At 65.5% G+C, this 22658-nt stretch carries 19 protein-coding genes; 11 read left to right on the top strand and 8 right to left on the bottom strand.

Features of this window, described 5'->3' with window-relative positions; all coding sequences use genetic code 11:
* The first annotated feature begins 45 nt into the window (after nucleotides 1-45).
* Nucleotides 46-2391: a tetratricopeptide repeat protein gene (locus E0500_RS03185; RefSeq protein ID WP_309504867.1), complete on the top strand. Its 2346-nt coding sequence runs from the start codon at nucleotides 46-48 to the stop codon at nucleotides 2389-2391.
* A 124-nt stretch (nucleotides 2392-2515) separates the two neighbouring features.
* Nucleotides 2516-3706 (top strand): MFS transporter, encoded by a 1191-nt coding sequence (locus E0500_RS03180; RefSeq protein WP_131564181.1) that lies wholly within the window; start codon nucleotides 2516-2518, stop codon nucleotides 3704-3706.
* A gap of 133 nt (nucleotides 3707-3839) precedes the next feature.
* Here E0500_RS03180 and E0500_RS03175 read toward each other — a convergent pair whose 3' ends face one another.
* The 4 genes from E0500_RS03175 to E0500_RS03160 form a co-directional block, all read right to left on the bottom strand.
* Nucleotides 3840-4757 carry a MauE/DoxX family redox-associated membrane protein gene (locus E0500_RS03175; protein ID WP_131564179.1) on the bottom strand — a complete coding sequence of 306 codons (918 nt, stop codon included), beginning with the start codon at nucleotides 4755-4757 and terminating at the stop codon, nucleotides 3840-3842.
* Nucleotides 4758-4786: 29 nt separating this feature from the next.
* Nucleotides 4787-5404 carry a cell wall protein gene (locus tag E0500_RS03170; protein WP_131564178.1) on the bottom strand — a complete coding sequence of 206 codons (618 nt, stop codon included), beginning with the start codon at nucleotides 5402-5404 and terminating at the stop codon, nucleotides 4787-4789.
* Between the two features lie 14 nt (nucleotides 5405-5418).
* Nucleotides 5419-5622: an RlpA-like double-psi beta-barrel domain-containing protein gene (locus E0500_RS45325; RefSeq protein WP_399118487.1), complete on the bottom strand. Its 204-nt coding sequence runs from the start codon at nucleotides 5620-5622 to the stop codon at nucleotides 5419-5421.
* 561 nt (nucleotides 5623-6183) lie between these two features.
* Entirely contained in the window at nucleotides 6184-6678 is a 495-nt protein-coding gene (locus E0500_RS03160) for a DUF6879 family protein (RefSeq protein WP_131564197.1), read from the bottom strand.
* Between the two features lie 378 nt (nucleotides 6679-7056).
* Between E0500_RS03160 and E0500_RS03155 the strand changes: the two genes are divergently transcribed.
* The 7 genes from E0500_RS03155 (at nucleotide 7057) to E0500_RS03125 (ending at nucleotide 14770) form a co-directional block, all read left to right on the top strand.
* Complete coding sequence (locus E0500_RS03155) at nucleotides 7057-8292, top strand: helix-turn-helix domain-containing protein (RefSeq protein WP_131564176.1); 1236 nt, start codon at nucleotides 7057-7059, stop codon at nucleotides 8290-8292.
* Nucleotides 8274-8852, top strand: coding sequence for a flavoprotein (locus tag E0500_RS03150; RefSeq protein WP_131564175.1), 579 nt, complete (start codon nucleotides 8274-8276; stop codon nucleotides 8850-8852). Before E0500_RS03155 ends, E0500_RS03150 begins: the two co-directional genes overlap by 19 nt.
* Nucleotides 8853-9195: 343 nt before the next feature.
* On the top strand, nucleotides 9196-10446 hold the full coding sequence (locus E0500_RS03145; RefSeq protein WP_131564174.1) for a methionine adenosyltransferase: 1251 nt from the start codon (nucleotides 9196-9198) through the stop codon (nucleotides 10444-10446).
* Nucleotides 10446-11486 (top strand): aminoglycoside phosphotransferase family protein, encoded by a 1041-nt coding sequence (locus tag E0500_RS03140; RefSeq protein WP_131564173.1) that lies wholly within the window; start codon nucleotides 10446-10448, stop codon nucleotides 11484-11486. Before E0500_RS03145 ends, E0500_RS03140 begins: the two co-directional genes overlap by 1 nt.
* On the top strand, nucleotides 11479-12771 hold the full coding sequence (serS, locus tag E0500_RS03135) for a serine--tRNA ligase (protein WP_131564172.1): 1293 nt from the start codon (nucleotides 11479-11481) through the stop codon (nucleotides 12769-12771). The genes E0500_RS03140 and serS overlap by 8 nt, the downstream gene beginning before the upstream one ends.
* Complete coding sequence (locus E0500_RS44860) at nucleotides 12771-13793, top strand: glycosyltransferase (protein ID WP_131564171.1); 1023 nt, start codon at nucleotides 12771-12773, stop codon at nucleotides 13791-13793. Before serS ends, E0500_RS44860 begins: the two co-directional genes overlap by 1 nt.
* 164 nt (nucleotides 13794-13957) lie before the next feature.
* Nucleotides 13958-14770 (top strand): hypothetical protein, encoded by an 813-nt coding sequence (locus E0500_RS03125; RefSeq protein ID WP_258572599.1) that lies wholly within the window; start codon nucleotides 13958-13960, stop codon nucleotides 14768-14770.
* Between the two features lie 8 nt (nucleotides 14771-14778).
* Here E0500_RS03125 and E0500_RS03120 read toward each other — a convergent pair whose 3' ends face one another.
* Complete coding sequence (locus E0500_RS03120) at nucleotides 14779-15309, bottom strand: hypothetical protein (RefSeq protein WP_131564170.1); 531 nt, start codon at nucleotides 15307-15309, stop codon at nucleotides 14779-14781.
* Nucleotides 15310-15761: 452 nt separating this feature from the next.
* Here E0500_RS03120 and E0500_RS03115 point away from each other — a divergent pair, with 452 nt between their 5' ends.
* Nucleotides 15762-17528 carry a DUF262 domain-containing protein gene (locus E0500_RS03115; RefSeq protein ID WP_131564169.1) on the top strand — a complete coding sequence of 589 codons (1767 nt, stop codon included), beginning with the start codon at nucleotides 15762-15764 and terminating at the stop codon, nucleotides 17526-17528.
* Here the strand turns inward: E0500_RS03115 and E0500_RS03110 are convergent.
* Both E0500_RS03110 and E0500_RS03105 read right to left on the bottom strand, forming a co-directional pair.
* Nucleotides 17525-17743 (bottom strand): DUF397 domain-containing protein, encoded by a 219-nt coding sequence (locus E0500_RS03110; RefSeq protein WP_131564168.1) that lies wholly within the window; start codon nucleotides 17741-17743, stop codon nucleotides 17525-17527. The genes E0500_RS03115 and E0500_RS03110 overlap by 4 nt on opposite strands.
* On the bottom strand, nucleotides 17743-18588 hold the full coding sequence (locus E0500_RS03105) for a helix-turn-helix transcriptional regulator (RefSeq protein WP_131564167.1): 846 nt from the start codon (nucleotides 18586-18588) through the stop codon (nucleotides 17743-17745). Before E0500_RS03105 ends, E0500_RS03110 begins: the two co-directional genes overlap by 1 nt.
* A 222-nt stretch (nucleotides 18589-18810) precedes the next feature.
* Between E0500_RS03105 and E0500_RS03100 the strand changes: the two genes are divergently transcribed.
* Nucleotides 18811-19458, top strand: a complete 648-nt coding sequence (locus E0500_RS03100) for an ATP-binding protein (RefSeq protein ID WP_131564193.1) — start codon at nucleotides 18811-18813, stop codon at nucleotides 19456-19458.
* Nucleotides 19459-19515: 57 nt separating this feature from the next.
* On the opposite strand, the gene E0500_RS03095 is transcribed toward E0500_RS03100, so the two are convergent.
* Nucleotides 19516-22596, bottom strand: coding sequence for a DUF3427 domain-containing protein (locus E0500_RS03095; RefSeq protein WP_165935027.1), 3081 nt, complete (start codon nucleotides 22594-22596; stop codon nucleotides 19516-19518).
* Between the last annotated feature and the right edge of the window lie 62 nt (nucleotides 22597-22658).

Genomic DNA, 22658 nt, shown 5'->3' with positions numbered 1-22658 from the left:
CCCGGGGACTCGCAGAACGATCTCTCCGGGACCTCCCGCGATGTCGTGCAGGCCAGGAACGTCGGCGGCGACATCCACTTCCACCAGGCCGCCGCTCCGGACCGATCTGGCCCATCCCGACCCGTTCCCCGCCAACTCCCGGCGGACGTCTACGCCTTCGTCAACCGCACTGACGAACTGAGCCGGCTGGACGAAGTCCTGAGCGGCCGCGACGACAGCGACGTCGTCGTCCTGGTCCACGTGGTGGCGGGCACCGCGGGGGCCGGAAAGACCTCGCTGGTACTCCACTGGGCGCACCGGGTCAAGGACCGCTTCCCCGACGGCCAGCTCTTCGTCAACCTCCGCGGCTACGACCCCGGGGAACCCGTCACGGCGGACCAGGCCCTGCGCCGTTTCCTGCGGGCCCTGGGCGTGGCACCGGCGGACGTACCCCAGGACATCGACGACGCGGCGGCACTGTACCGCTCGCTGCTGGCCGACCGACGCGTTCTGATCCTGCTGGACAACGCCGCGACGGTCAGCCAGGTCCGGCCCCTCCTCCCCGGCGACGGAACCAGCCTCGTCGTCGTGACCAGCCGCAACCGTCTCGCCGGCCTCGCCGTACGCGACGGCGCCCGCAGGATCACCCTCGGGACGCTCCCGGAGCCGGAGTCGGTCGCTCTACTGCGCGAGGTCACCAGGAGCTACCGGCCCGAGGACGACGAGGACAAGCTCGCAGAACTGGCCCACCTCTGCGCCCACCTCCCGCTCGCCCTGCGGATCGCCGCCGAACGGGCTGCCAGCCACCCCCACATGCGGCTCGACGACCTGATCAACGATCTGCGTGACGAGTCCGCGCTCTGGGACGTCCTCAGCACCGGCATCGATGACGAGGCCGAGGCCATCCGTTCGGTCTTCACCTGGTCCTACCGTGCCCTGCCCGCCCACTCAGCCCGCCTTTTCCGGCTGCTCGGGCTGCACCCGGGGGCGGAGTTCAGCCTCCCCGCCGCAGCCGCGCTCGGTGAACTCACGCCCAGCCGAGCCCGCCAGCTGCTCGACGATCTCGTCGGCGCCCACCTGCTGGAACAGACCGCTCCGGACCGGTTCCAGTTCCACGACCTGCTGCGTGCCTACGCCACCGAGACGGTGCAGACAGACGAATCCTCCGAGCAGCGGCAAGCGGCAGTGCGGCGCATCGTGAGCTGGTACCTGCACACGGCGGACGCCGCCCAGACGTGGCTGTACCCGTCCGAGGACCACCTGCCGCTCCAGGAACCCGCACCCGGAGTGCGGCCGCTCGCCTTCGCCGACTACAACGCCGCCGTCGACTGGTCCGAGCGGGAACACGGCAACTTCCTCCCCCTCGTACGCGGCGCGACCCGCAACGGACTCAGGCAGGCAGCCTGGCAGTTGGCCACCGTGCTGTGGTTCGCACGGCCCCCTTCCGCGTCGGAACGCGACTGGCTGGAGCTGGGCCGAATCGGCCTGGAAGCTGCCGAGGGAGAGGACGACTCGCGAGCACGTGCCCGCACACGGCTCCTCATCAACACGGGCATCGCACACAGGGCTCTGAACAACTTCTCCGAAGGCCTCGACGCCCTGGGCCGAGCCGTCACCTTCGCGCGCGGCTCGGACAGCCGGTTCGACGAGGCCCACGCGCTCAACCTCATCGGCCTGATCCACCTCCGACGCCGCGACCTCGACCTGGCCGACACGCACTTCGGCCAGGCCCTGTCCCTCTACCGCGACCTGGACCACCGCCAGAGAACAGCCACCGTGCTGTCCAACATCGCCAGCACCCGCCTGAGCGCCGGCCGCCTGCCCGAGGCCGCCGCCGTCCTCGACGAGGCGCTGGCCGCGCAGCGCTCCCAGGGCAACCGAGGCGGCGAAGGCAACCTCCTGCGGATCGTGGCCGCGCTACGACTCGAACAAGGCGACACGGACACGGCCAGACAATCCATCGACGACGCTCTCGACATCGCCCTCGCCCTCCGCGACCACACACGGGAAGCGTTCTGGCTGCTCACCCTCGGCGACATCCAGCGCGCCACGGGGGAGTACGGCGACGCCCTGACCTCCTACCAGCGGTCCGCCATGCTCCACCGACGCCTCGGCGACCGCAGCCGCGAAGCCCTGGCCTGGCGCGGCACGGGCCAGACGTACACCGAGACGGGCCGCCTGCCCGAGGCCGCCGCCTTCCACCGTCAGGCCGCGGCCGTCCACCGTGACCTCGGGGACACCTGGCAACACGCCCTGGAACTCGACCACCTGGCCACCACGGTCCACCCGAAGGACCCCCAGGCCGCCCACACGCACTGGACCGAGGCCCTGACCCACCTGAACCCGTACTCCGACCCACGGGCCATGGCCATGCGCTCACGCATCGAGGGACTGCTGCGGCAGCCGCTGTGACCGGGGACGCTGCCGTACCCGTACCCGTACCCGTTCCCGCACCCGTAGTCGTATCCGTACCCGCGCTCCTACCGGTGGCGTGCCGGGCCCGGCCGGGGCGGAACGCGGAGTTACCGTCAGCGGCATGGACGGTGATCGCCGAGGGTGGCGCGAGTGTCTGCTCAGCGGGGCGGTGTTCGTCGTGTGCATGGCCGGCACCACGCTGCCGACCCCGCTCTACCCCCTCTACCAGGAGAAGTTCGGGTTCTCCGAGCTGACGGTGACCGTCGTGTACGCCGTGTACGCCTTCGCGGTCATCGGCGTGCTGCTGCTGGCGGGCAACGCCTCGGACGCCGTCGGCAGGCGTCCGGTGCTGCTGTGGGGCCTGGGCTGCGCGGCGGCGAGCGCCATCTGCTTCCTGTCCGCCACCGGCCTGGGCTGGCTGTACGCGGGGCGGCTGCTGTCGGGACTGTCCGCCGGTCTGTTCACCGGGGCCGCCACGGCGTACGTGATGGAGCTGGCGCCGCCCGGCGGCGCCTCCCGGGCCACGTTCGTGGCGACGGCCGCCAACATGGGCGGACTGGGCTGCGGCCCGCTGCTCGCCGGGGTGCTTGCACAGTACGCCGCCTGGCCGCTGTACCTGCCGTTCGCCGTGCACCTCGCACTGGTGGCCGCCTCGGCCGCGGTCCTGCTGCGACTTCCGGAGACCGTACGGGAGCGGCAGCCGCTGAGCACCGTACGGCCGCAGCGGCCCGCTCTGCCCCCGCAGGTACGGGCGGTGTTCGGCCCGGCGGCGACTGCCTCGTTCGCGGGGTTCGCCCTGTTCGGGGTGTTCACCTCGGTCAGCCCGGCGTTCCTCGCGCGGTCTCTGCACGTGACCGACCACGCCCTGAGCGGACTGGTCGTCGCCCTCGCCTTCTTCGCCTCGACCGCCGGGCAACTGGCCGTCGGCCGGGTCGGGGTGAGGCGCTCACTGCCGCTCGGCTGCGCGGTACTCCTCGCCGCGCTGGCCCTGCTCGCGGGCGCGCTGCGGTGGGACCTGCTGGCGCTGGTGGTGCTGAGCGCGCTCGTCGGCGGGTGCGGGCAGGGGCTGTCGTTCCGCGGAGCACTGTCCGCGGTGGCCGCGGCGTCTCCGCCGGACCGGCGAGCGGCGGTGATCTCGACGCTGTTCGTGGTGGCGTACGCCGGTATCTCGGTGCCGGTGATCGGCGTGGGATTCCTGACGGGCCCGATCGGCCTGGAGGGAGCGGGGCTGGTCTTCATCCTGTGCATGGCTGTGCTGGTCTCGACCGCGGCGGTGTATCTGCTGCGGCGGCCGGTGGCGGAGAGGACGTGAGGCTGTACGGACGTGTCGGGGACACGAACACGGCCAACTCCCATGATGAGCAAGGGATGTGAGCGCACATGGGACGGGTCCGGGAGCGTACGTGACGCCCCCGGACCCGCTCCCTGACCGCTCGCGGGCCGCGTCAGCCCGCCAGCGGCAGCGCCTTCCGGGACGGCATCGCGCTCAGCAGCTCCGCTCCCACCGGGTCCCCGCTGTCCGCGTCGAGGAAACTGACGCGGACGACGGGGTCGCCGGGAGTGTCCCGGCTGGACGTGGCGTCGAGTGCGAACACCACGGAGACCGGCCGGGCCCCCTCCGCTGTCTCGTACACACCCGAGAACAGGAGAATGCGCCAGCCGTCCTCCTCCCAGTGGTCCAGCAGACCCGATCGGACCACAGGTGAAGCGGCTTGCCAGGCAAGGGAGTTCTCCAGCAGCTCGACGCTCGCGGCGACCGGCACCCGGTCGCCCACCCCGGCGCCGGAGAGTGGATGCCCGAAGACACGCAGCCTCGTCCGACGCAGCGGCAGCAGCCACCACCGGTCGAGATCGGCCGAGAGCGCGATCACTACGACCGCTGCGGCAGCCAGGAATCCGAGCGACCCGACGGGCCGCCCGGAGACCGTGGACCACCAGCTGCCGTGCGCCACGGCCGCCGCCACTCCGCCCACCAGCACCACCGCCGCGCGTGCGAACGCGCGCCAGGTGATCGGCGTGTCCTCATTCGCCGAGCAGCCGCACGAGGACTCCGGGGCGAGCGCCCGCCCGTAGCCGAGATAGCCGAGGAAACCCGCGCCGAGAACGGCGGCGGCCGCCCCCGGCACCGGGTTCGCCGGTACGGCCAGCAGCCCTGCGGCGATGAGCAGTTCGCCGGCGCCGACGCCGCGCAGCACCAGCGCCGCTCGCTCGCTGCTGCTCAACATGCGGGCCAGCGCCGTCTTCGGCGCCTGGAGCACGGCGGAGCGGCTGAACAGCTTGACCGTGCCGGTCCAGCCCAGCAGACCGGCAAGGACCAGCGGGGCGAGGCCCGTTGTCAGTGGGCCCGTTGTCAGTGAGAGCATCTCTTTCGTCTTCCTCCTCGGTCCCGCTCTCAGTGCCCGACCGAGATACGGACGACATCCACGGAGTTGTCGGACGGCCGCCAGGCCCCGAGGACCTGGGCACTCTGCCCGATGCGCAACCGTGACAGGTCGGACGTGAGCGCGCGCCCCGCGTACGAGGCGTTCGTGGTGTCCGTAAGGATGTTGCCGACGACTTCGTGCTGACCGTGGGCGAGGTGGAGCCGGTTCTTGGCGATGCCGCGGATCTGGGTGTCGAGGTTCACGATGTTCACCCACACCGCGTCGGCGGCGACGGTGCCATCGGGCATCGGTACACCGCGGGCGTAAAGCCCGTCACCGATCTCGATCTCCGCGGCGGTGGTGGCACGGACCTTCCACACACTGGTGGCGTTGGTCATCTGGACACGCGCGTGGTCACCGTAGGAGCCGGCGACCTCCAGGACGCTGCCGGTGATGCCGGTGATCCGGCCCTCGACGAAGGAGGACTTCGCGATCGCGGGGTCGAGTGACGGCTCGGCGGCGAAGGCGGCGTCGGCGTCGATGCCGCCGAGCGCGGTCGCGCCGACGATCGTGGCGCCGCTGAGGGCGGCGGTGGTGAGGAAGCGACGGCGGCCCAGGCCGCGGTGGTCGTCCTGACGAGAGGTCATGTCCGCGTCCCTTCTCACTCGTAGATGTAGACCGGCAGCTTGCCGGAGCTGAGATTGCCGATGGCCGAGAAGGCGGCCGGGGTCAGATCCAGGACGCGGTTGGTGCGGCAGGCGCCGTTGCAGCAGGTGGCCTCGCCGCACCAGTCCTTGGTGCGCGGTCCGCAGTCGGTGATCGTGATGCACACCGTCGCGCCGGAACACTGGTGTCTGACGTTCATCACGGCGCCGCAGCCGCGTCTGGGGATGTTCTCGCCGCACAGGTCGGGCCGGGTGATGTCCCAGCATGCCTGTGACGCGTTGGGCCAGGCGCCGTGGTTGGCGCTTGACCGGCAGTTGCCGCAGGCGCCGCCGCCGGCGCTGCCGCACGGCCCCCACGCGGAACCGCAACAGAACCAGCTCGTTTCACCAGCCCACAGGCTTTTCGATCCGCAAGCCATCGTGCCACCTCTCTCGGTTGATTTGACGAGTGCATGTCAAGTGACGGAGAAGGTTGTGCGCTCGAAGCATTCCCATGATGGTGATGTCTACGCGCGTTGGCTAGAGGACGCCGTGGAGAGCACTCGCTGCTTGGACAGGCCGGTCACTGAGCGCTGAGAGGTAGGGGGCCGGGGCGTCATCCGGCAAACCGTCGCGCATCCATCAGGCACAACGTGCGGCGGTAGCACGACTCCTCGAACTGGGCGGTGTCCAGCCGGCCGAGCATGGCTGGTGTACCGGCTGAACTGCGACACATTCTGGAAATGTGTCGCACCTGCGGATCCGATTGCCGGTGGGCGCTCTCAGATCTGCCGGTACTCCTCATGCGGGATCGCTCGTTCCCACACAGCGGCGAACGCGGAGTCACACAGCTCCACGACTGCGGGGTTGGTCACGAGCTCTTCCCCGGTCATCGTCCCGTCCCCGGCGAAGTGGTCGAACAGTACGGACGTGCCGTCGAACAGCCAGAAGTCGTTACCGGGCAGCGCCAGACCGGACGCTTGCCTGCGCGGCAACCACCGCACGACCTCTCCGGCCTTGATGTTGTGACCACCGGTCAGCTCGTGCTCGTACCGCACGTAAAGGGAGATGGGATCCGAGACGATCCGAGCGCGGTGCACGGCCACGCCTCGCGTCACCGCTGCCGAGACCAACTCGATCCACCAGGGCCAGCGCTCGGCCGGATCGAACCGGACGCCTGAGGCCCACACCTGATAGTCGTCGTCGAGCCCGTATGCGTCCTTCATCTCCAGGTGATACGCGCTGTGCTGGGCGGTCACCTCCAGGAACTGCGTCATACGATTCTGGGACTCGGTCACCGTTTCATGATCCGGGATATCCATCTGCGCCAGCTGGCGCCAAGCTTCCTCTCGCTGCCCCTCCACCAGCACATAGCCTGCTGTACGAGAGCTACGGCCCAGGAGGAACCGCACGCCCAAGACCACTCAGCTGCGTACCTACAAGGACGCGGAAGACCCGGCCGCGGGCTTCCGCTTCCCGGCGGTCGAAGTTGGGGGCGGCGGGCCATACGCGGGCGGTTCCGTCAGAGGACTGGGTGAGCAGTGTCTCGGCGGAGGCCGCTGCCACTCGATGCGAACCCAGTGGTTGTCCTCCAGCCGTTCCCTTCATAGCCGTAGCTATCGTGGACCTGGCCCCTACGTGGTGGGAGGGCACGCATGCGTGGGCTCGGAGATCACCTGACTGTCGGTGAGCGGATCGCCTTCCACCGGAGGCGCCGCGGCTATACACAGCAGGTCTTGGCCGGTCTGGTGGGGCGCAGCACCGACTGGCTGGCGAAGGCGGAGTCGGGACGGCGAAAGCCACCGCGTATCGACATGCTTGCCGAACTGGCCCGTGTGCTCCGGGTGCCGCTCGGTGAGCTGCTCGGGCGACCCGTGCTTATGGAGGACGAGAGGCAGCAGGACGACGTACCGGCTGTCCGGGACGCGCTGATGAGCCCGCGCCGCCTGTCGCGGTTGCTGTTCGGGCCCGAGGCCGAGAGCCAGCTTCCGACTCCTGGCCCTGTGGCTGCTCGCGTCGAAGCGGCTTGGGATGACTACCAAGCCGGTCGGCTCGGCAAAGTGATGGCTGCGCTTCCTGGGCTTCTTCAGACCGCGCAGGGACTTGAGGACCGGGCTGTGCGTTCCGCCAGAGAACGCCTGGACTCCTGGGCGGTCTCAGCGCGTATTCACCACCTTGCAGCCACGACACTTGCCAAGGTGGGGGAGTCCGATATTTCGTGGCTCGCCGCCGAGCGGGCCATGAGGGCTGCCGATGAGTCGGGGGACGCGCTGGTACTGGCCTCCGCCGCGCGGTCGGGAACTCACGCCCTCTTGGCCAACGGCCGCTATGACGACGCACTCGAACTGGCGATAACGGCGTCGAGATGGCTGTCGGCCAGAGTTGAGGAGAGCGACCCGGCTGCCCTGAGCTTGCTGGGCATGATCAATCTCAGGGCGGCCATCGCGGCGGCCCGGCACCAGGACCGTTCGACGGTCATGACGCTGATGGAACGCGCCGAGGAACTGGCCGACCAACTCGGCTCGGACGAGAACCACTGGCACACGTCCTTTGGCCCCACAAACGTGATACTGCACCGCCTGTCGGCAGAGCTGGATCTCGACAACGTTTCCTACGTAGTGGAACACGGCGAGATCGATGTGGATCACATTGCGGCCGAACGAGGCGTCTCGCACCGTATCGATTACGCCCGAGCGCTGTCCTTGGCGGGAAGAGTGGACGACGCGTTCTCGGAGCTGCGCACAGCCGAGTCTGTGTCACCGCAGCTCGTGCGGAACAATCCTCGTGTCCGTGACACGCTGCGCGACCTGATCAAACAGTCTCCGGTCACGGGCGGGGCTCGTTCGTCGGAGTTGTTCGTGATGGCTCAACGGTGCAGGGCGGTGCAGTGAGCGTAAGCAAGGGCCGGACGTTGGGAGTTGTGGGCACCAGCGCCGGAGGAGTCGAGACGTTGCGGACCGGGCTCGTGGAGCCGGCACTGGCCCGGGGGTGGCGAGTGGCCGTGACCCTCACACCGACCGCCGGTCACTGGCTTCGCATGAACGGCGAGGCCGACCGCTTGGAGGAGCTGACGGGGCTGCCCGTCCGTCACGAGGCACGACTTCCCGGTGATACGAGTCCTCATCCGAAGGTGGACTGCTACGTGGTCGCCCCCGCGAGCGCCAACACGGTGGCCAAGCTCGCTACCGGCGTCGCCGACAACCAAGCGCTGACACAGGTGGGGGAAGCCATCGGCACCCTTGGCCTGCCAGTCGTGGTGTTCCCTCGGATCAACGCAGCCCACGCCCGCCACCCCGCATGGAAGCGTCACATCGCAGCGCTACGAGACGCCGAAGTCCATCTCGTCTATGGGCCGGATGTCTGGCCGCTGTACGAGCCGCGGGAAGCGCCCGCCGGGCGTCAGTTGCCGTGGACCGCCGTGCTTGACACGGCCGCCCGCGCTATGGGGTGACCGTCGTTTTGGGCCTCTGAACCGGGCCGACCACCAACCAGGACACTTTGTCAGGGCTCTTGGTTCTTCGGGCGTCGAAGCTTCTCGCATGGTGCAGGTAGGGCAGGACGACGAACGAGCGATGGCTACTTGGACATCGATTCCACGATGTCCGCGACCTGTTGTACTCCTGCATGCCTCGGGGTTGGCGCCGACGGCGTCAGCGCGCTGTCACGGCGAACTTCCACGACAGCGAAGCAAGCTCACCCGCTCCACTCCTTCGGTGCTTCCTGACTCGGCGAGGCCTGCACGTACCTCGACGGCACCCTGACTCCCACTCGATCAAGACAGACTGGAGCATGCCTTGAACCGTACTGCCAGGTCCTACGGCCGCAGCCATGTAGTGATCGAGACCGGCACTCCGCAGCCCGACGTGACCGCCATTGTGGAACGCAAAGGGCTCGGCCACCCCGACACGCTCGCCGACCACCTGGCCGAACGGCTGTCCCAGGCGTACAGCCGATACACGATGAAACGGTTCGGCGCGGTGTTGCACCACAACTTCGACAAGCTCGCCCTCCTGGGCGGAGCGAGCGAGGTCCGCTACGGCGGCGGCAAAATAACGGCCCCCATACGGGTACTGGTCAACGGGCGGGCTGCCCCCGCCTGCGGCGGAGAGCGAATACCCGTCCTGGAGATCGTCGAGGCGGAGGTCCGGGAGTTCTTTGCCAAGCGCCTTCCCGAGGTCTCGGGCCACCTCGACTTCTCGTTCAACATCACGAGCAATTCGAGCCCCGGCGCCGTGCTGACCGGCGACGCGGTTCCGGACAGGACCAGATGGTTCAATCCCCGGTCCGTCGACGACCTTCGGGAGCGCCAGGTGCGGTTCTCGAACGACACGTCACTCGGTACCGGTTGGGCGCCGGAGAGTCCCTTCGAGTCGTTCATGCGCGAGTTGGTGAATCACTTCTCCGGACTGAGCGACTTCACCCGGTCCCACGCCTGGTGCGGTTCCGACGTCAAGCTCATGGGCTACTGGGACGGAGAGAGCGCCGACATCGTTCTGTGCGTGCCACAGAAGTCGCGGCACGTCGGCAGCCGGGCGGAATACATCAGCAACACTGAGACAGTTCTCGCCGAGTGCCACCAACTCGCCGGCCTCCGGCTGCCCGGCGCCGAGGCCCGTTTCCGGCTGAACGCCCGTGACATACCGGAGAAGGACGAGCTCTACCTGACATACACCGGCAGCTCGATCGAGTCGGGTGACGAAGGAGTGGTGGGGAGGGGCAACCGCGTCAACGGCCTCATCACTCCTCTACGCCCGATGAATTTGGAGGGCGCCAACGGAAAGAACCCCGTCTACCACGTCGGCAAGCTCTACAACATCGCCGCGCAGCGTCTCGCACACCGCCTGCACGAGACGACCGACGGGCACGCGGAGGTCCACCTCATCAGCACCACGGGGCAGCGGCTCGACCAGCCCTGGCGCATCCTGGTCCGGCTCTCCTCGCCGGACGTGCAGGTCGACAAGGTCCAGGCGCTCGTCGCCGAAACCCTCGACGGGTTCCCCGCCCTCACGGACGAACTGGTCTCCGGCGGGATTGTGCTGAGCTGATGGCCACGCAGACACTCGGAGAAGTGCCGCCGGGCTGCAGGCAGCGCCTTCTCGACCACTACGGTCCCTCAGCTGAGCCATGGCTGCAGGCCGCCCCGTCCCTCCTGGCCGAGGCGGCGGAGCGCTGGAAGCTCTCGGTGAAGGGCTACCACGACGCGGGACACGCCTCTGCCATCGCGCTGGCCACGACACCCGACGGGACTCCGGTGATCCTCAAGGCGTGGTTCGAGCGGCTCCGCTACCGCCACGAGATCGCCGCGCTGACCGGGTGGGCCGACGGCCCGGCCGCCGACGTCATCGAAACAGCGGACGATCTGTCGGTGGCGGCCCTGGAGTTGGTGGGCGACCGGCCCGGCGGCGCCGCACCTCCCGGGCACGAAAGGCAGACGGTGGCCACTGCCATCCAAGCGCTCCACTCTCTCGGCCGACGGAGGCCGAGGCCGGACGTGCCGGGCTTGGCCCACTTCTGCCAAAAGGTGGTCATACCTCGTATCCGTGAACGGGCCCAGCGTCTCGACCTTGGCGCCGGACGGAAGCTCGTGGCGGAGGCGTGCGAGGGCCTTCCCGGCCTGCGGGAGGACCTCACTCGGACAACGGTCCTCCACGCCGACCTGTACCGGGACAACGTGATCTTCGACAGTGGAGGTCACCCGCGCCTGATCGATCCGCATCCCTTGGTGGGAGACGCGGCGTTCGACTGGGCCTTCTGGACCGTCTACTACGACCTTGAGCGAGAAGTGACCGACCGCTTGGCCACAGCTAGTCGGATCTCCCGTATCCCCGCCCCGGAGATCACGCCGTGGTGCAGAGCGCTCGCCGTTGACGGCCTCCTCTACTACCTGGAGATCGACGACCCCGCGCTGCCGAAGATCGCGAAGGTGCTGTCCACGTTGATGACTTCCGATGTCACCAGGGAGGAACCACAGGATCCAGATGCGAGTGGCAGCGCGGCGGAAATGCGGATCGGTGGGGGTGCGGCGGTTGCTACCTTCGGGGCTGTAGCCCACTCGCCGGAGAAAAAGGAACCTCCTCATGCATGATGCCCGCGCCCTTCTCGAAATGGGTGCCGAAGCGGTTCGTCGTCTCGCTCGCCGCGGATACTCGCTGGACCTCTCCGCGCTGGAGAGTCTCCAGTCGCGGCGCAACCAGAGCATCCGCTCGGCCGACGAGCTGCGGGCAGAGTCCAAGCGGGTGGCAAGCGAGGTCCAGCAGACCGCGAAGCAGGGCGGGGACATCTCCAAGCTGAAGGAGCGCGCCCGCGAGATCAAGGAACAGATCCGCGATATCGAGGCTGATCAGGAGCAGGTGCAGGAGGAGCTGCGCACGCTCCTACTCACCATCCCGAATCTCCCCGACGACAGGTCGCCCGATGGCGACTCCGAAGAGTTCGCGGTCGAGGTGCGCCGGGTTGGTACCCCGCCGGCGTTCTCGTTCACCCCGAAGGATCACGTCGACCTCGGCGAGGCCACCGGCATCCTCGATTTCGGCCGGGCCACAAAGCTCTCGGGCCCCCGCTTCGCCGTCTCGCGAGGAGCAGGCGCGGCCCTTGAGCGGGCGCTCGCCACGCTCTTCCTCGACCTTCACACGCGGCGGCACGACTACGTCGAGCACTCTGTGCCGTTCCTGGTCACGCGCAAGACGATGACCGGCACAGGACAGCTGCCGAAGTTCGAGGAGGACCTGTTCAAGACCGGCGTGGCGGACCGTGAGCTGTTCCTGATCCCGACGGCCGAGGTCCCCCTGACCAACCTCTACGCCGACGAGATCATCCCGCCCTCCGAACTGCCGCTCGCGCTCACCGCGCAGACCCCGTGCTTCCGCTCGGAGGCGGGCTCGTACGGCCGCGACACTCGGGGCCTGATCCGCCAGCACCAGTTCACCAAGGTGGAGATGGTGAGGATCTGCGACCCCGAGGAGGCCGACGCCGAGCTTGAGAAAATGCTCAGCCACGCAGAAGCCTGCCTGAAGGAACTGGGCCTCGCCTATCGCGTGATCACCCTCGCCGCAGGCGACACGGGCTTCTCCGCCCAGCTCACCTACGACCTTGAGGTGTGGTTCCCGAGCCAGAGCACCTACCGCGAGATTTCCTCGGTCTCGAACTTCGGGACCTTCCAGGCACGGCGCGCGAATATCCGCACCCGCGGTGCGGACGGAAAGCCCAAGCTGGTCGCCACGCTCAATGGCTCCGGCCTTCCGGTGGGCCGCACCCTGGCCGCGCTGCTCGAACAGGGCCAGCAAGAGGACGGCTCGATCGTCCTGCCTGAATCACTTGTCCCATACCTCGGCTTCCGCCGTATCTCGGCGGACGGAACACCGGAGGCATAGTGCTCGTCGGCGTCTGCGACTTCCCCGGTAGCTACGCCTTCCCCCCTGCCGGATACGGCGGGATCGAACGATGGCTCTGGGCGGTCGCAGTAGGCGCCCGAGCCGCAGGCGCCGACGTACACCTCCTGGGTCCGGGATGGCTCCCGGACCTGGAACCCGAATGGGTCCGTAAGCCGGTCCGTCTCGAAGACGTCACCGCGGGCTCGCCGGCCGAACGCGAACTGAAAGCCGCCGGGTACGACCTCCTGGTAGTCGGCCACGAGTACCCGTCGCTACCGGCCTGGGCACGAACCTGGAGCGAGCTGGAGTGCGACGTAGCCACGTTCCAGCACTCCCCGGTCTTCCAGCACACGGACAGGGCATTCGACGGCAAGCGGTCACGGCTCTACTGCTACTCACCCGAGATGATCGAGCGGTACGCAGCCCACCAGCCATTATCTGAACTGGCTGTTCACCTCGGCCTCAACGAGGAGGAGCCCCCGGCCGCCCAGGGGCGAGACCTGGTGTGGCTCGGCCGCATTGACGAGGAGAAGGCCCCTCACCTCGCCGTACGAGCGGCTCAATTACTGGGGCGTCGCATCCGTATCGTCGGCCCTGTCTTCAGCGAGGACTATGTACGGCGCCACAGGAAGCTCTTCGCCGCGGATAACGTGGAGTGGGCTGGTGAACTCGGTGGCCCGGCCAAGGCAGCCGCCATCCAGGAGGCCTCAGTCTTCGTCTACACCTACGCACGCACTTACGTGGAAGCCGGTGCCGCCGTCTTCGGCGAGTCCGTACGGGCGGGAACGCCCGTGTCCGCTCTGACTTGGCGTGACGGAACCTGTGCCCACGCCGCGCTGTGTGACCGCACGGGCGTGACGACCGTCGTGCCGCCCGAGGCAGACGACGAGACCGCAGCGCAGGCCCTCGCGGAAGCGATTGAGCGAGCTGCCGACCTGAACCACAACGAAGTCCAGGCCGTTGGCCAGCAGCGCTTCGACCCAGCGCGGCACTTCGAGGCCATGGCGGCCCTCTCATGCTGACTGGATCGCCGGCCCTTCAGGTAGCAACCGCGCTCCGCCAAGTGCTGGGGGCCAGCTGGGCTTTCACGATCGAGGGAACAGAACTGGAGATCCGTCACCGCCACTGGGGTTCGCCGTACGCACCGCCACGCCGACCGCCTTCGTGGGCAGGACTGCTGAGTACGTTGGAGGAGGCCTTCGCAGCTCGTGGTGTTCCCCGCGACGCGTGCATTCCGCTTCGTTGGGGACGTGAAACCGAGCTGGCCATCTCGGCGGTTCAGGCCCTCGATCCGTTCCTCAAGGACGGCAGCCCGGTGACGTACCGAAGCGGGTTCCTACCTCAACCGGTGGTCCGATTCACTGGCGAGCGCAACCGGGACGGGGAACTCCTCGACGGTTATCTGACGTCGTTCGTCAACGTGTCCCGCGTCCAGCCAATCCAGACCATCGACGAGTACGCCGACATCTTGGACGACTGGCTCTACGTTCTCTCCAGACTCGGTTTCCATGCCCGACACATAAGCGTCTACGGCCAGTTGAAGATCTGGCACCGTCGGCAGGTGGCCGGGGTGACCCTGATGTTCCGCCACCTGGACATCACACTTGGCGACATCGTGCTCCTGTGGAACGTGGAGAACCCTCAGCGCATGGCCGTTGATCTCGGCACGGGACTTGAACGCTTGGCCTGGGCCCGGACGCTTCGAAACTGGAACGACCTCGTCTTCGGCGCACTGGCCAGAGTGGCCCCTCACTCCGCCTTGGACGCAATCCGCACAGCGACACTCCTGCTCGGCAACGGCATCACACCCGAGGCCCGGGGTGCGGGTGGGATAACCCGCCGGGTGCTTGGCACGCTGGCGCCCGAGTCTGTCGGCCTTGGCGTGAGCGCTGCGGTTCGCGCATCTCATCAATACTGGTCGACGATTGCACCGCTTCGCGCGCCCTGGCCGGTTATCGCGGCTGGCATCGAGCAGGAACTCACCCGTTGCCAGCCGTGAACCTTCCGCTACTCATCTTTCTGAAGACTTCCCACGACGCCAGTGATTTCTTTGACGATGGCCTCGCCGGTGGTGATCGACTCTTGGAAGATCGGCACCGCCTGATTGAAGACCATACAGGCCGCTACCAGGCCCAGAAATGCGGTCTTCCACCGGCTAGCATTATCTGGCTGCACGTTTACTAGCGTCGCCCCAGTTTGAGTGAGCGATCCAATGACGGTGCTGGCTTCTTCGGCAACTCGGGCACCACCGAACAAGTCGACGTTCTCGATAAGCCAGATCAAGTGGCGGACCTGGGAAATCAACCCGTCTCGCAGTGGCCCGTTGATCTCCTCTTCACCCATGGAGGTGAGTAGATCAATCCACTCGTGACACTGCCTCGCCATTTCGTCGAGGTCTGCACTCCGAGGGGCAGCGGCTGACCCCACGAGATTCCCTGAGATCAGCTCGGCTGTGGATTCCAGGTGGTCAAGCTTATCTTCGTCAATAATCCTGTGGGTAGGTCGATTGGTATCCGACCAGTTGATAGCTGGCTGCATGACAGCGCTCCACCATGCGTCCACGTATCGCTCACACCGCAGACGAGATCTCTCGGGCAGGGCATCTAGCTGTCGAATCGTCATCTGCAGTAGCGTAACCACCTCAGAGTGGCGCCGAGCGAATTGGACGGTGCCCCATTCAGCATCCAGGACCTTGCACCAGCCCGCAGCGTGGCTGTCCATTCCTGAATCACGAACACTCCGAAGGAGCGTGTGCAGGTGATGTGCGGCCGTATTCTCGTTTGAAAAGCTCATGTCCCTCACCAGTGCTGGCAGCTACTGAGGCTTCGGTGCGTGATGTCCAAAAGTACCAGCTGGCTACTGGATCACAGTTAGCTCCGGCGAATAAGAGGTTGCAATATCGGAGATCCTTCGCAAATCCTCCCCCTTCGTCACGCTGGTGACGTCTCAGCGGTACGCTCGGGCTTCCCGAGTCGAGCGGAGGTCCCCCGATGGCCATCATCAAGCAGGCGGCACGCCAGACCCTCGGTCAGTTGATCGGCGCCAACAATCCCGTCGTCACTGTTCCTGATGATAGCCAACGTCAATACGCGTGGACAAAGAAGGAAGTGGATGTCTTCTGGTCGGACATCGTGAAGTTCAAAGAGGGGCGGGAAAGCGGCCGAGAGTCAGCGTCTGAGTACTTCATAGGCCCTGTGGTAACGATAACCGCCGACTCCGTCCAGGGTCGCTCTCTTCTAGATGGTCAGCAGCGATTGACGACCTCCACCATCCTGATAGCAGTAATCAGGGACACCCTCTGGGGAATGAAGTCTCCGGAGAGCATCTCAAGCGCGAACAATATCCAGCGGGACTACATTGCGCGCAAGTCAGGGCGTAAGGAGCCCATGGAGTACTTTCTGGTGTTGTCGTTGTTTGATCGCGACTTCTTCCGTGACAGGATCCAGGATTGGAGCGAAATCACTGGGGAGTGCCCACGGATTGAGAGCCCTACCCGCCCTTCACACAAACTAATGCTGGATGCCTACAGTAACTTTCGATCGAAGATCGCTGCTTGCCTGCAGGCGTACCCGGATGATGAGGCGCGCTTGGACTACCTGGATTCCCTGCGCGAGTGCTTGATTAACGGTCTGGTCTTCGTTGAGATTCAGACGCCTTCCTCCAGCGATGCTAACGAGGTGTTCGAGACCATTAATTCACGCGGTAAAGATCTCTCTACTGTTGACCTGGTGCGAAACTTCCTGATGGAGAAGAGTAGGAGCGATCACGAAAAATCCCGGGTGAATGATGCGTGGAGATCTCTTCTCGACGGGTTCGATCGGCGAGAGGAGATCGAGAAATTCTTGCGTCACTTCTGGGTCTCAAAGCACGGTGATGTGAGATCGCATAGCCTGTATGCAACTATCCGCAAAGATCTGAGCGGTCAATTCGACAAGCGGCCGCAAGAATACGGAGTTGGCGCATTCTCTGCCGAACTCGAAGGGGCTGCTGGTAGGTATGCCGAACTCATAACTGGTAGCACGGGAGACGTAAACTTCGATGCGTCTCTTGGTGAGGTGAAAGCGATGAGTGCGGATGCTCTTTATCCGCTCCTGCTGGCCGCTTCTGGACGCTTCACTTACTTCGAGTTGCAAACTCTGATAGAAGCCTCGATTAGCTATTATGTGCGCTGGACCGTGGTCGGTAGGCGGGAGTCCACTCTCCTGGAGGAAAACGTGTTCGGTGTCGCAAAGGAGCTTTCGCGAGGCGCATCTCTTGACGGGGTGATTCAGAAGGTTTTGGGCTGGATCCCGGATGACGACACTTTTGAAGCCGACTTTCGGGATGCTTCTATCCCCAAGTCATCTCAGGCTCGATACCTTCTGGCGAAAGTGGAGCAGTATCTGCGCATTCAGAGTGATGTGCATGAAGAGGTCGTTTTGGGTGACGGAAAGGTGCACGTAGAAAACATCTACCCGCAGAAACCGGAGAAGGAGCTACAGTTGGAGGATCACGACGCTTGGGTGAGCCGATTGGGTAACTTGACTCTTCTGGCGGGGAAAAAGAACCAGTCTCTGTCTGGCGCTGCTTTTCCACAAAAGGCGCACCTCTATTCAAGCTCGGCATTGATGGTTTCCTCCCACACGAACATTGAGAAACTGTGGGATGGGCAGATCGGGCAATGGCGAGTCGAGGGCATCGAGGCGCGGCAGGCGGCGCTAGCCGAAATAGCACTCGAAGTGTGGCCCAGCGGGAGCCGTTGGGCTCACAGCGGCTAACGCAGCGCGGTGGGGTCGCCGTGGGGGCTGACCCCTCGTACAACCGTCACGAAGTCAGCCCAGGCCTTGGCGCTGAAGGACAGTCGAGGGCCGGATGAGTCCTTGCTGTCCCGCACTGCCATACCTTCCTGGAGGAAGGCCGCCTCCAGGCACTCGGTCCCACTGCCCCCGCTGTATGAGGACTTGAACCACTGCGGCTCGGGCTGTATGGGCATCACAACTCCTTGTTTATGCGGTGGATCAGCTGTACCGAGGATTTCAGATCGAGCGCCTGCGCCTTGAGGTATTGGAACGCCAACCTGTACCGCTCCAGTTCCTGTGGCTTCTCCATGAAGAGCCCGCCGCCGAGGATGTCAACGTACACGACATCCAAGTTGGGATTCGGGCCACACAGGACCACGAAGCTGCCAACGGCAGCAGCGTGAGCTCCTGTTGAGAACGGCAGTACTTGCACCGTGACATGCGGTAGCTCCGACATGGACAGCACGTGCCGGAGCTGGGCGCGCATGACGTCATGCCCCCCGACCATGCGTCGGATGGCGGCCTCGTCGATCACGCACCAGATGTGTGGCGGGTTCTGCCGCTGAAGGAGCTCTTGTCGCTTCATGCGGATGTCGACCATGTGTTGCACTTCCCGCTCCGGACAGTGCATCTCGGATGCCCGATGGACGGCCTCGGCGTAGTCGCGAGTCTGGAGGAGGCCGGGGATGTACACGCAGGCGTAGTGGTCCTCGCGAACGACCTCGTCCTCAAGCGTGAGCATGAGGTTCATGGACTCGGGGATGGGGTCGGCGAGTGACCGCCACCAGCCTTGGATCTTGGCCCCCTTGGCCAGTTCGACCAGGGCGAGACGTTCCTCGTCGGATGCGCCGTATTCACGACAAAGGGCGTCCACGGCCGGCCACTTGACCGAGCCTTCCTTGGTCTCGTAGCGGCTCAGCGTTGCCTTGGAGATGCCGACCCGTGTGCCTGCTTCTTCAAGGGTCAGCCCGTTGAGCTCGCGTAGGCGGCGTAGATCGGCGCCCAACTGACGCCTGCGGGTGGTGGGGCCAACTGCCATTCTCGGGACCTTTCGTGTCGGACGGTCAGATCGTCTTGCTTCCTCACGTGTGTCTGCAAGGTGGTGTGCGCCGGGGGCGCGCGGCGCCAGGCTGTGCCTCTTCCCCACCCTAGTGAGAGTTCCATTTTGAGAGTTTCAATGCGACTCTCTGTGTGTGATCCGTTGCGGACCGCACCCATATCCGGCAAGTAGAGGAGTTGTACGGTGAACTGCTTCGCAGGCATGACAAGGAAGCGCTGGGATCTTCCCTTCGTGGCGGAGCCAGAAGGGGTGGCGGCCCTGCGACGGATCATGCGGCTTCACCTGGGGCTCTGGGGGCTACATGACGTCATCGACGTCGCCCAACTGTGCGTCAGTGAGCTCGTGTCTAACGTCATCAATCACGTGGGCGCTGGAACCCCCGGCACACTCGCCGTCTCCATGATCGGAAGCCGTGTACGGATCGAGGTCCACGACCCCGATCCACACGCTCTGCCTACTCGCCTCGACGCCTCGACGGAGGCTGAGTCCGGCCGGGGGATGGCACTGGTCAGCGCCGTTGCCGACCGCTGGGGCGTCGAACCCTACGCTGACCGTAAGGTGACGTGGTGCGAGCTGGCGACAGGGCTGACCTCCCCTAACGGCCACGTCGGAGGCCCTCGCGTAGCTCGGGCCGAGGAGATGCTCGGGCTGTACGGAACAGCGCAGCTCCCACGGGCGGCGACACACAGTCCCCTCACCACGGCGGTTGCCGAGGAAGCGGTGATCGACCTGATCGCCGACCTGCTCCATTGGTTGAGAGCACATGGATGCGACGCCGATGAGGCACTCGATCGTGCGCAGATCCACTTTGAGGCGGAGACCTCAGAGAAGGATGTCCCGCTGTCGTAAACAACCCCGGTAGGGAAGCGTCCAGCTTGTCGGACGCGGGTGATCACCGTTGTGTATCTATCCAGCGGTGATCGCCGAGTACGTCCATACGTCGGCCGGAAGCTCATGCGGCAAGCGCCATGTGATCGCCATCGGTTTGCTGCCGGTGTGTTCCACATACGTTGCCGGGCCGAGCAGCATCCAGGGATGTGGCTTGCCGATGTCCGTGTTCTTGTAGCGGCGCATGAAGAGCAGGACGTGACTGCCCTGTTGAGCATGCTGCTGGTAGCGCAAGCCCGTAGGGGAGTTGTCGGCGGTAGCGTTCTGGGACTCCCAGTGGAAGAGCGTGGGGCTCAAGGCGTAGTCCTTGTAGCGAACCGTGGGAGAGAAGTCCTTTTCGTTCTTCTCCAGGGTGATGAGCAGGGCGTCAGTCTGGATCTTTTCGACCCACTGCACACCCTGCGCGAACGACCTGGGCATCTGGCCGCCGAATCGGGCCACACCGAGTGCGGCGAGGATCTCAGAGCGGTTGTAGGCACTGTGCACTTTCAAGGGAATGTGGCTGTGCGGGCCTGACAGGGGGATCGGGAAGTGGTCGGCCCTCTCGATGACGTACGAGAGCACCTGCCGCAACTCGTCGCGGAACACCCGCTGGGAGCGCAGAGATTCGAGGCCCTGCCGGAAGCCGGTGAAGCCACCTGCGTTGTCCCAGAGGTTGAAGAACAGCATGCGGGCGTACGTCTGGTCGGTGGGGGCCAAGCTCTCGTAAGCCGGGGCGTCGTCGGCGAGGAGACGGAGGTAGGCCTGGGCGCGCTCGGGGTCGTCGACGTGGAGGAAGGCGTGGACTCGCTTGAGGAGCGCTGTCTCTCCTGGAGGGGGCGTCTCCTCGACAAGGCCTGCCTTGCGCACGACTGCCGTCCAGGAGTTGTCGCTCTTGTAGAGTTCCTTGATCTCTCGGCGGCTTTCCCGAAGATAATCTGTGAGGCGGGGAGTTCGGTAGTTCTGGATCTCCTTTACCAACGTCTTCACGGTGGCGCCTAGTTGGGTGCGGATGTTGTCGAGAACGAGGTCCTTGGACTTGCCTTCCAGGATGATCTGGCATCCGGACGGGAGCTGTGGGAAGTCGTGCTCGATGTGGTCGACGAGCCGGTTGCGCGAGAGGTTCGTCAGGGCACGGAACTGTTCCTCAAAGCGGAATTCCGCTCGGTGCTGGCCGATGAAGTCGAAGACGGTGACGACGGGCTTCGTCTCGGTGCGGCGCAGGCCTCGGCCCAGCTGCTGAAGGAAGACGGTAGCGCTGTTCGTTGGGCGCAGGAGCAGCAGAGTGTCGACGTCGGGAATGTCGAGGCCCTCGTTGAACAGGTCGACGGAGAAGATCGCCTGAAGCTTGCCGTCGCGGAGATCAGTCAGTGCCTGCGACCGGACCTTGGGGGGCGAGTCACTGTCGAGCGCTACCGCCTGGAACCCAGTCTTGCGGAAAGTGTCGGCCATGAAGTGCGCGTGAGCTTTGGTCACACAGAAACCGAGGGCGCGCATGGCTCCCGGGTTGGAGACCTTGTCGCGGATCTGCTTGACGACAATGCGGGCGCGGGCATGGTTGCCGGTGTAGAGGTTGTCGAGGTCGTGGTCGGTGTATGTTCCTTTCTGCCAGCCGAGATTGGTCAGATCGGTGCCGTCAGGGATGCCGAAGTAGTGAAAGGGACACAGGAGATCGTTCTCCAGGGCTTCCCACAGCCGCATCTCAGCAGCGATCCGACCTTCGAAGAACTCGTCTTGCACGTTCAGCCCGTCCATCCGCTCGGGCGTAGCGGTGAGCCCCAGGAGCTCCTTCGGCTTGAAGTGGTCGATCACACGCCGGTAGGTCGCTGCCGTAGCGTGATGGAACTCATCGATGACGACGATGTCGAAGTGATCAGGAGCGAGTTGTTCAAGACGCTGGACGTTGAGCGACTGCACGCTGGCGAAGACGTGGTTCCACTCGCGTGGGTCTTCGCCGCTGTGGAGCAGTTCGCCGAAGGAGGCGTCGTCGAGCACCTCACGGTACGTTCGCAAGGACTGCTTGAGGATCTCCCTACGGTGAGCCACGAACAGCAGTCGCGGATTCCCGTTGCCGAGTCTCTTGCGCAGGCTTCGGTGGTCCAAGGCAGCCATGACGGTCTTGCCCGTTCCGGTCGCCGCAACCAGAAGATTGCGATGCCGACCGCGGATTTCGCGCTCAATGCGGAGGCGTTCAAGCATGTCCCGTTGATGCGGGAAGGGCCGCACCTCAAGTCCTGACAGGCTGATCTTGAGGTCGGTGGTGGGGCTGGTCCCATTAGCCTGGGCCAATGCCCGGTCCAGGCGCTCGGCGTCACTGTCCGGGTCGTATGTTTCGAAGGCGCCGTCATTCCAGTACGCGTCGAAGGTGGCCTCAAATTTGTTCAGCACCGCAGGAGTGGCCACGGATGATAGGCGTACGTTCCACTCCAGGCCGTCGAGGAGCGCAGCCTTGGAGAGATTTGAACTGCCGACGTATGCCGTGTCGAAGCCGCTGTTGCGCCGAAACAGCCAGGCCTTCGCGTGCAACCGCGTTGAGCGGATCTCGTAGCTGACCTTCACCTCGGCGCCGAAGTCGCGGACGAGGCGGTCGAGAGCGTGGCGGTCGGTAGCGCCGATGTAGGTGGTCGTGATGACACGGATCGGGATGCCGCGGTCTCTGGCAGCGCGGAGCGAGTCTTCGAGTACGCGTAGGCCGTACCACTTGACGAATGCGCAGACCAGGTCAACGCGGTCTGCCGTGGCCAGTTCGGCCCGCAACTCGCTGCCGAGACTGGGGTCGTCGGGGGAGTTGGTGATGAGCGCGCTCTCGGAGAGCGGGGTGAGCGGACGTACTGCGAAAACGCCGGGAGCCTCGTTCTCAGCCAGAGCCAGGAGCTGACGAGGTCCGTCGGCGATGAGCTCGACAGGGTCAGCGTCACCGAGCTCAGAAGAACCAGCCGCGAGTGACTCGATGATCTGGTTGGCCACAACGACGCGCTTGTCATGTGGCATCTGGCCGAGCCTTTGCCCTACGGCTTGACCGATGTGCCGAGCGAGTACATGGGGAGACGAGTCTTCGCTGACGTCTGCGTCGATGGGCTTCCAGCCCGCCGCCACTAACTGCTCCAACTGCGCTTGCATGCGCTGCGTGATGAGTTCTTCGTACACGCCCGCGACAGGCTGCGACAGGTCCCCCGGCTGCG

Origin of the sequence: Streptomyces sp. KM273126 (assembly GCF_004337435.2) — a bacterium.
Taxonomy (GTDB): Bacteria; Actinomycetota; Actinomycetes; order Streptomycetales; family Streptomycetaceae; genus Streptomyces; species Streptomyces acidicola.
This window is presented reverse-complemented; position numbering and strand designations above follow the sequence as displayed.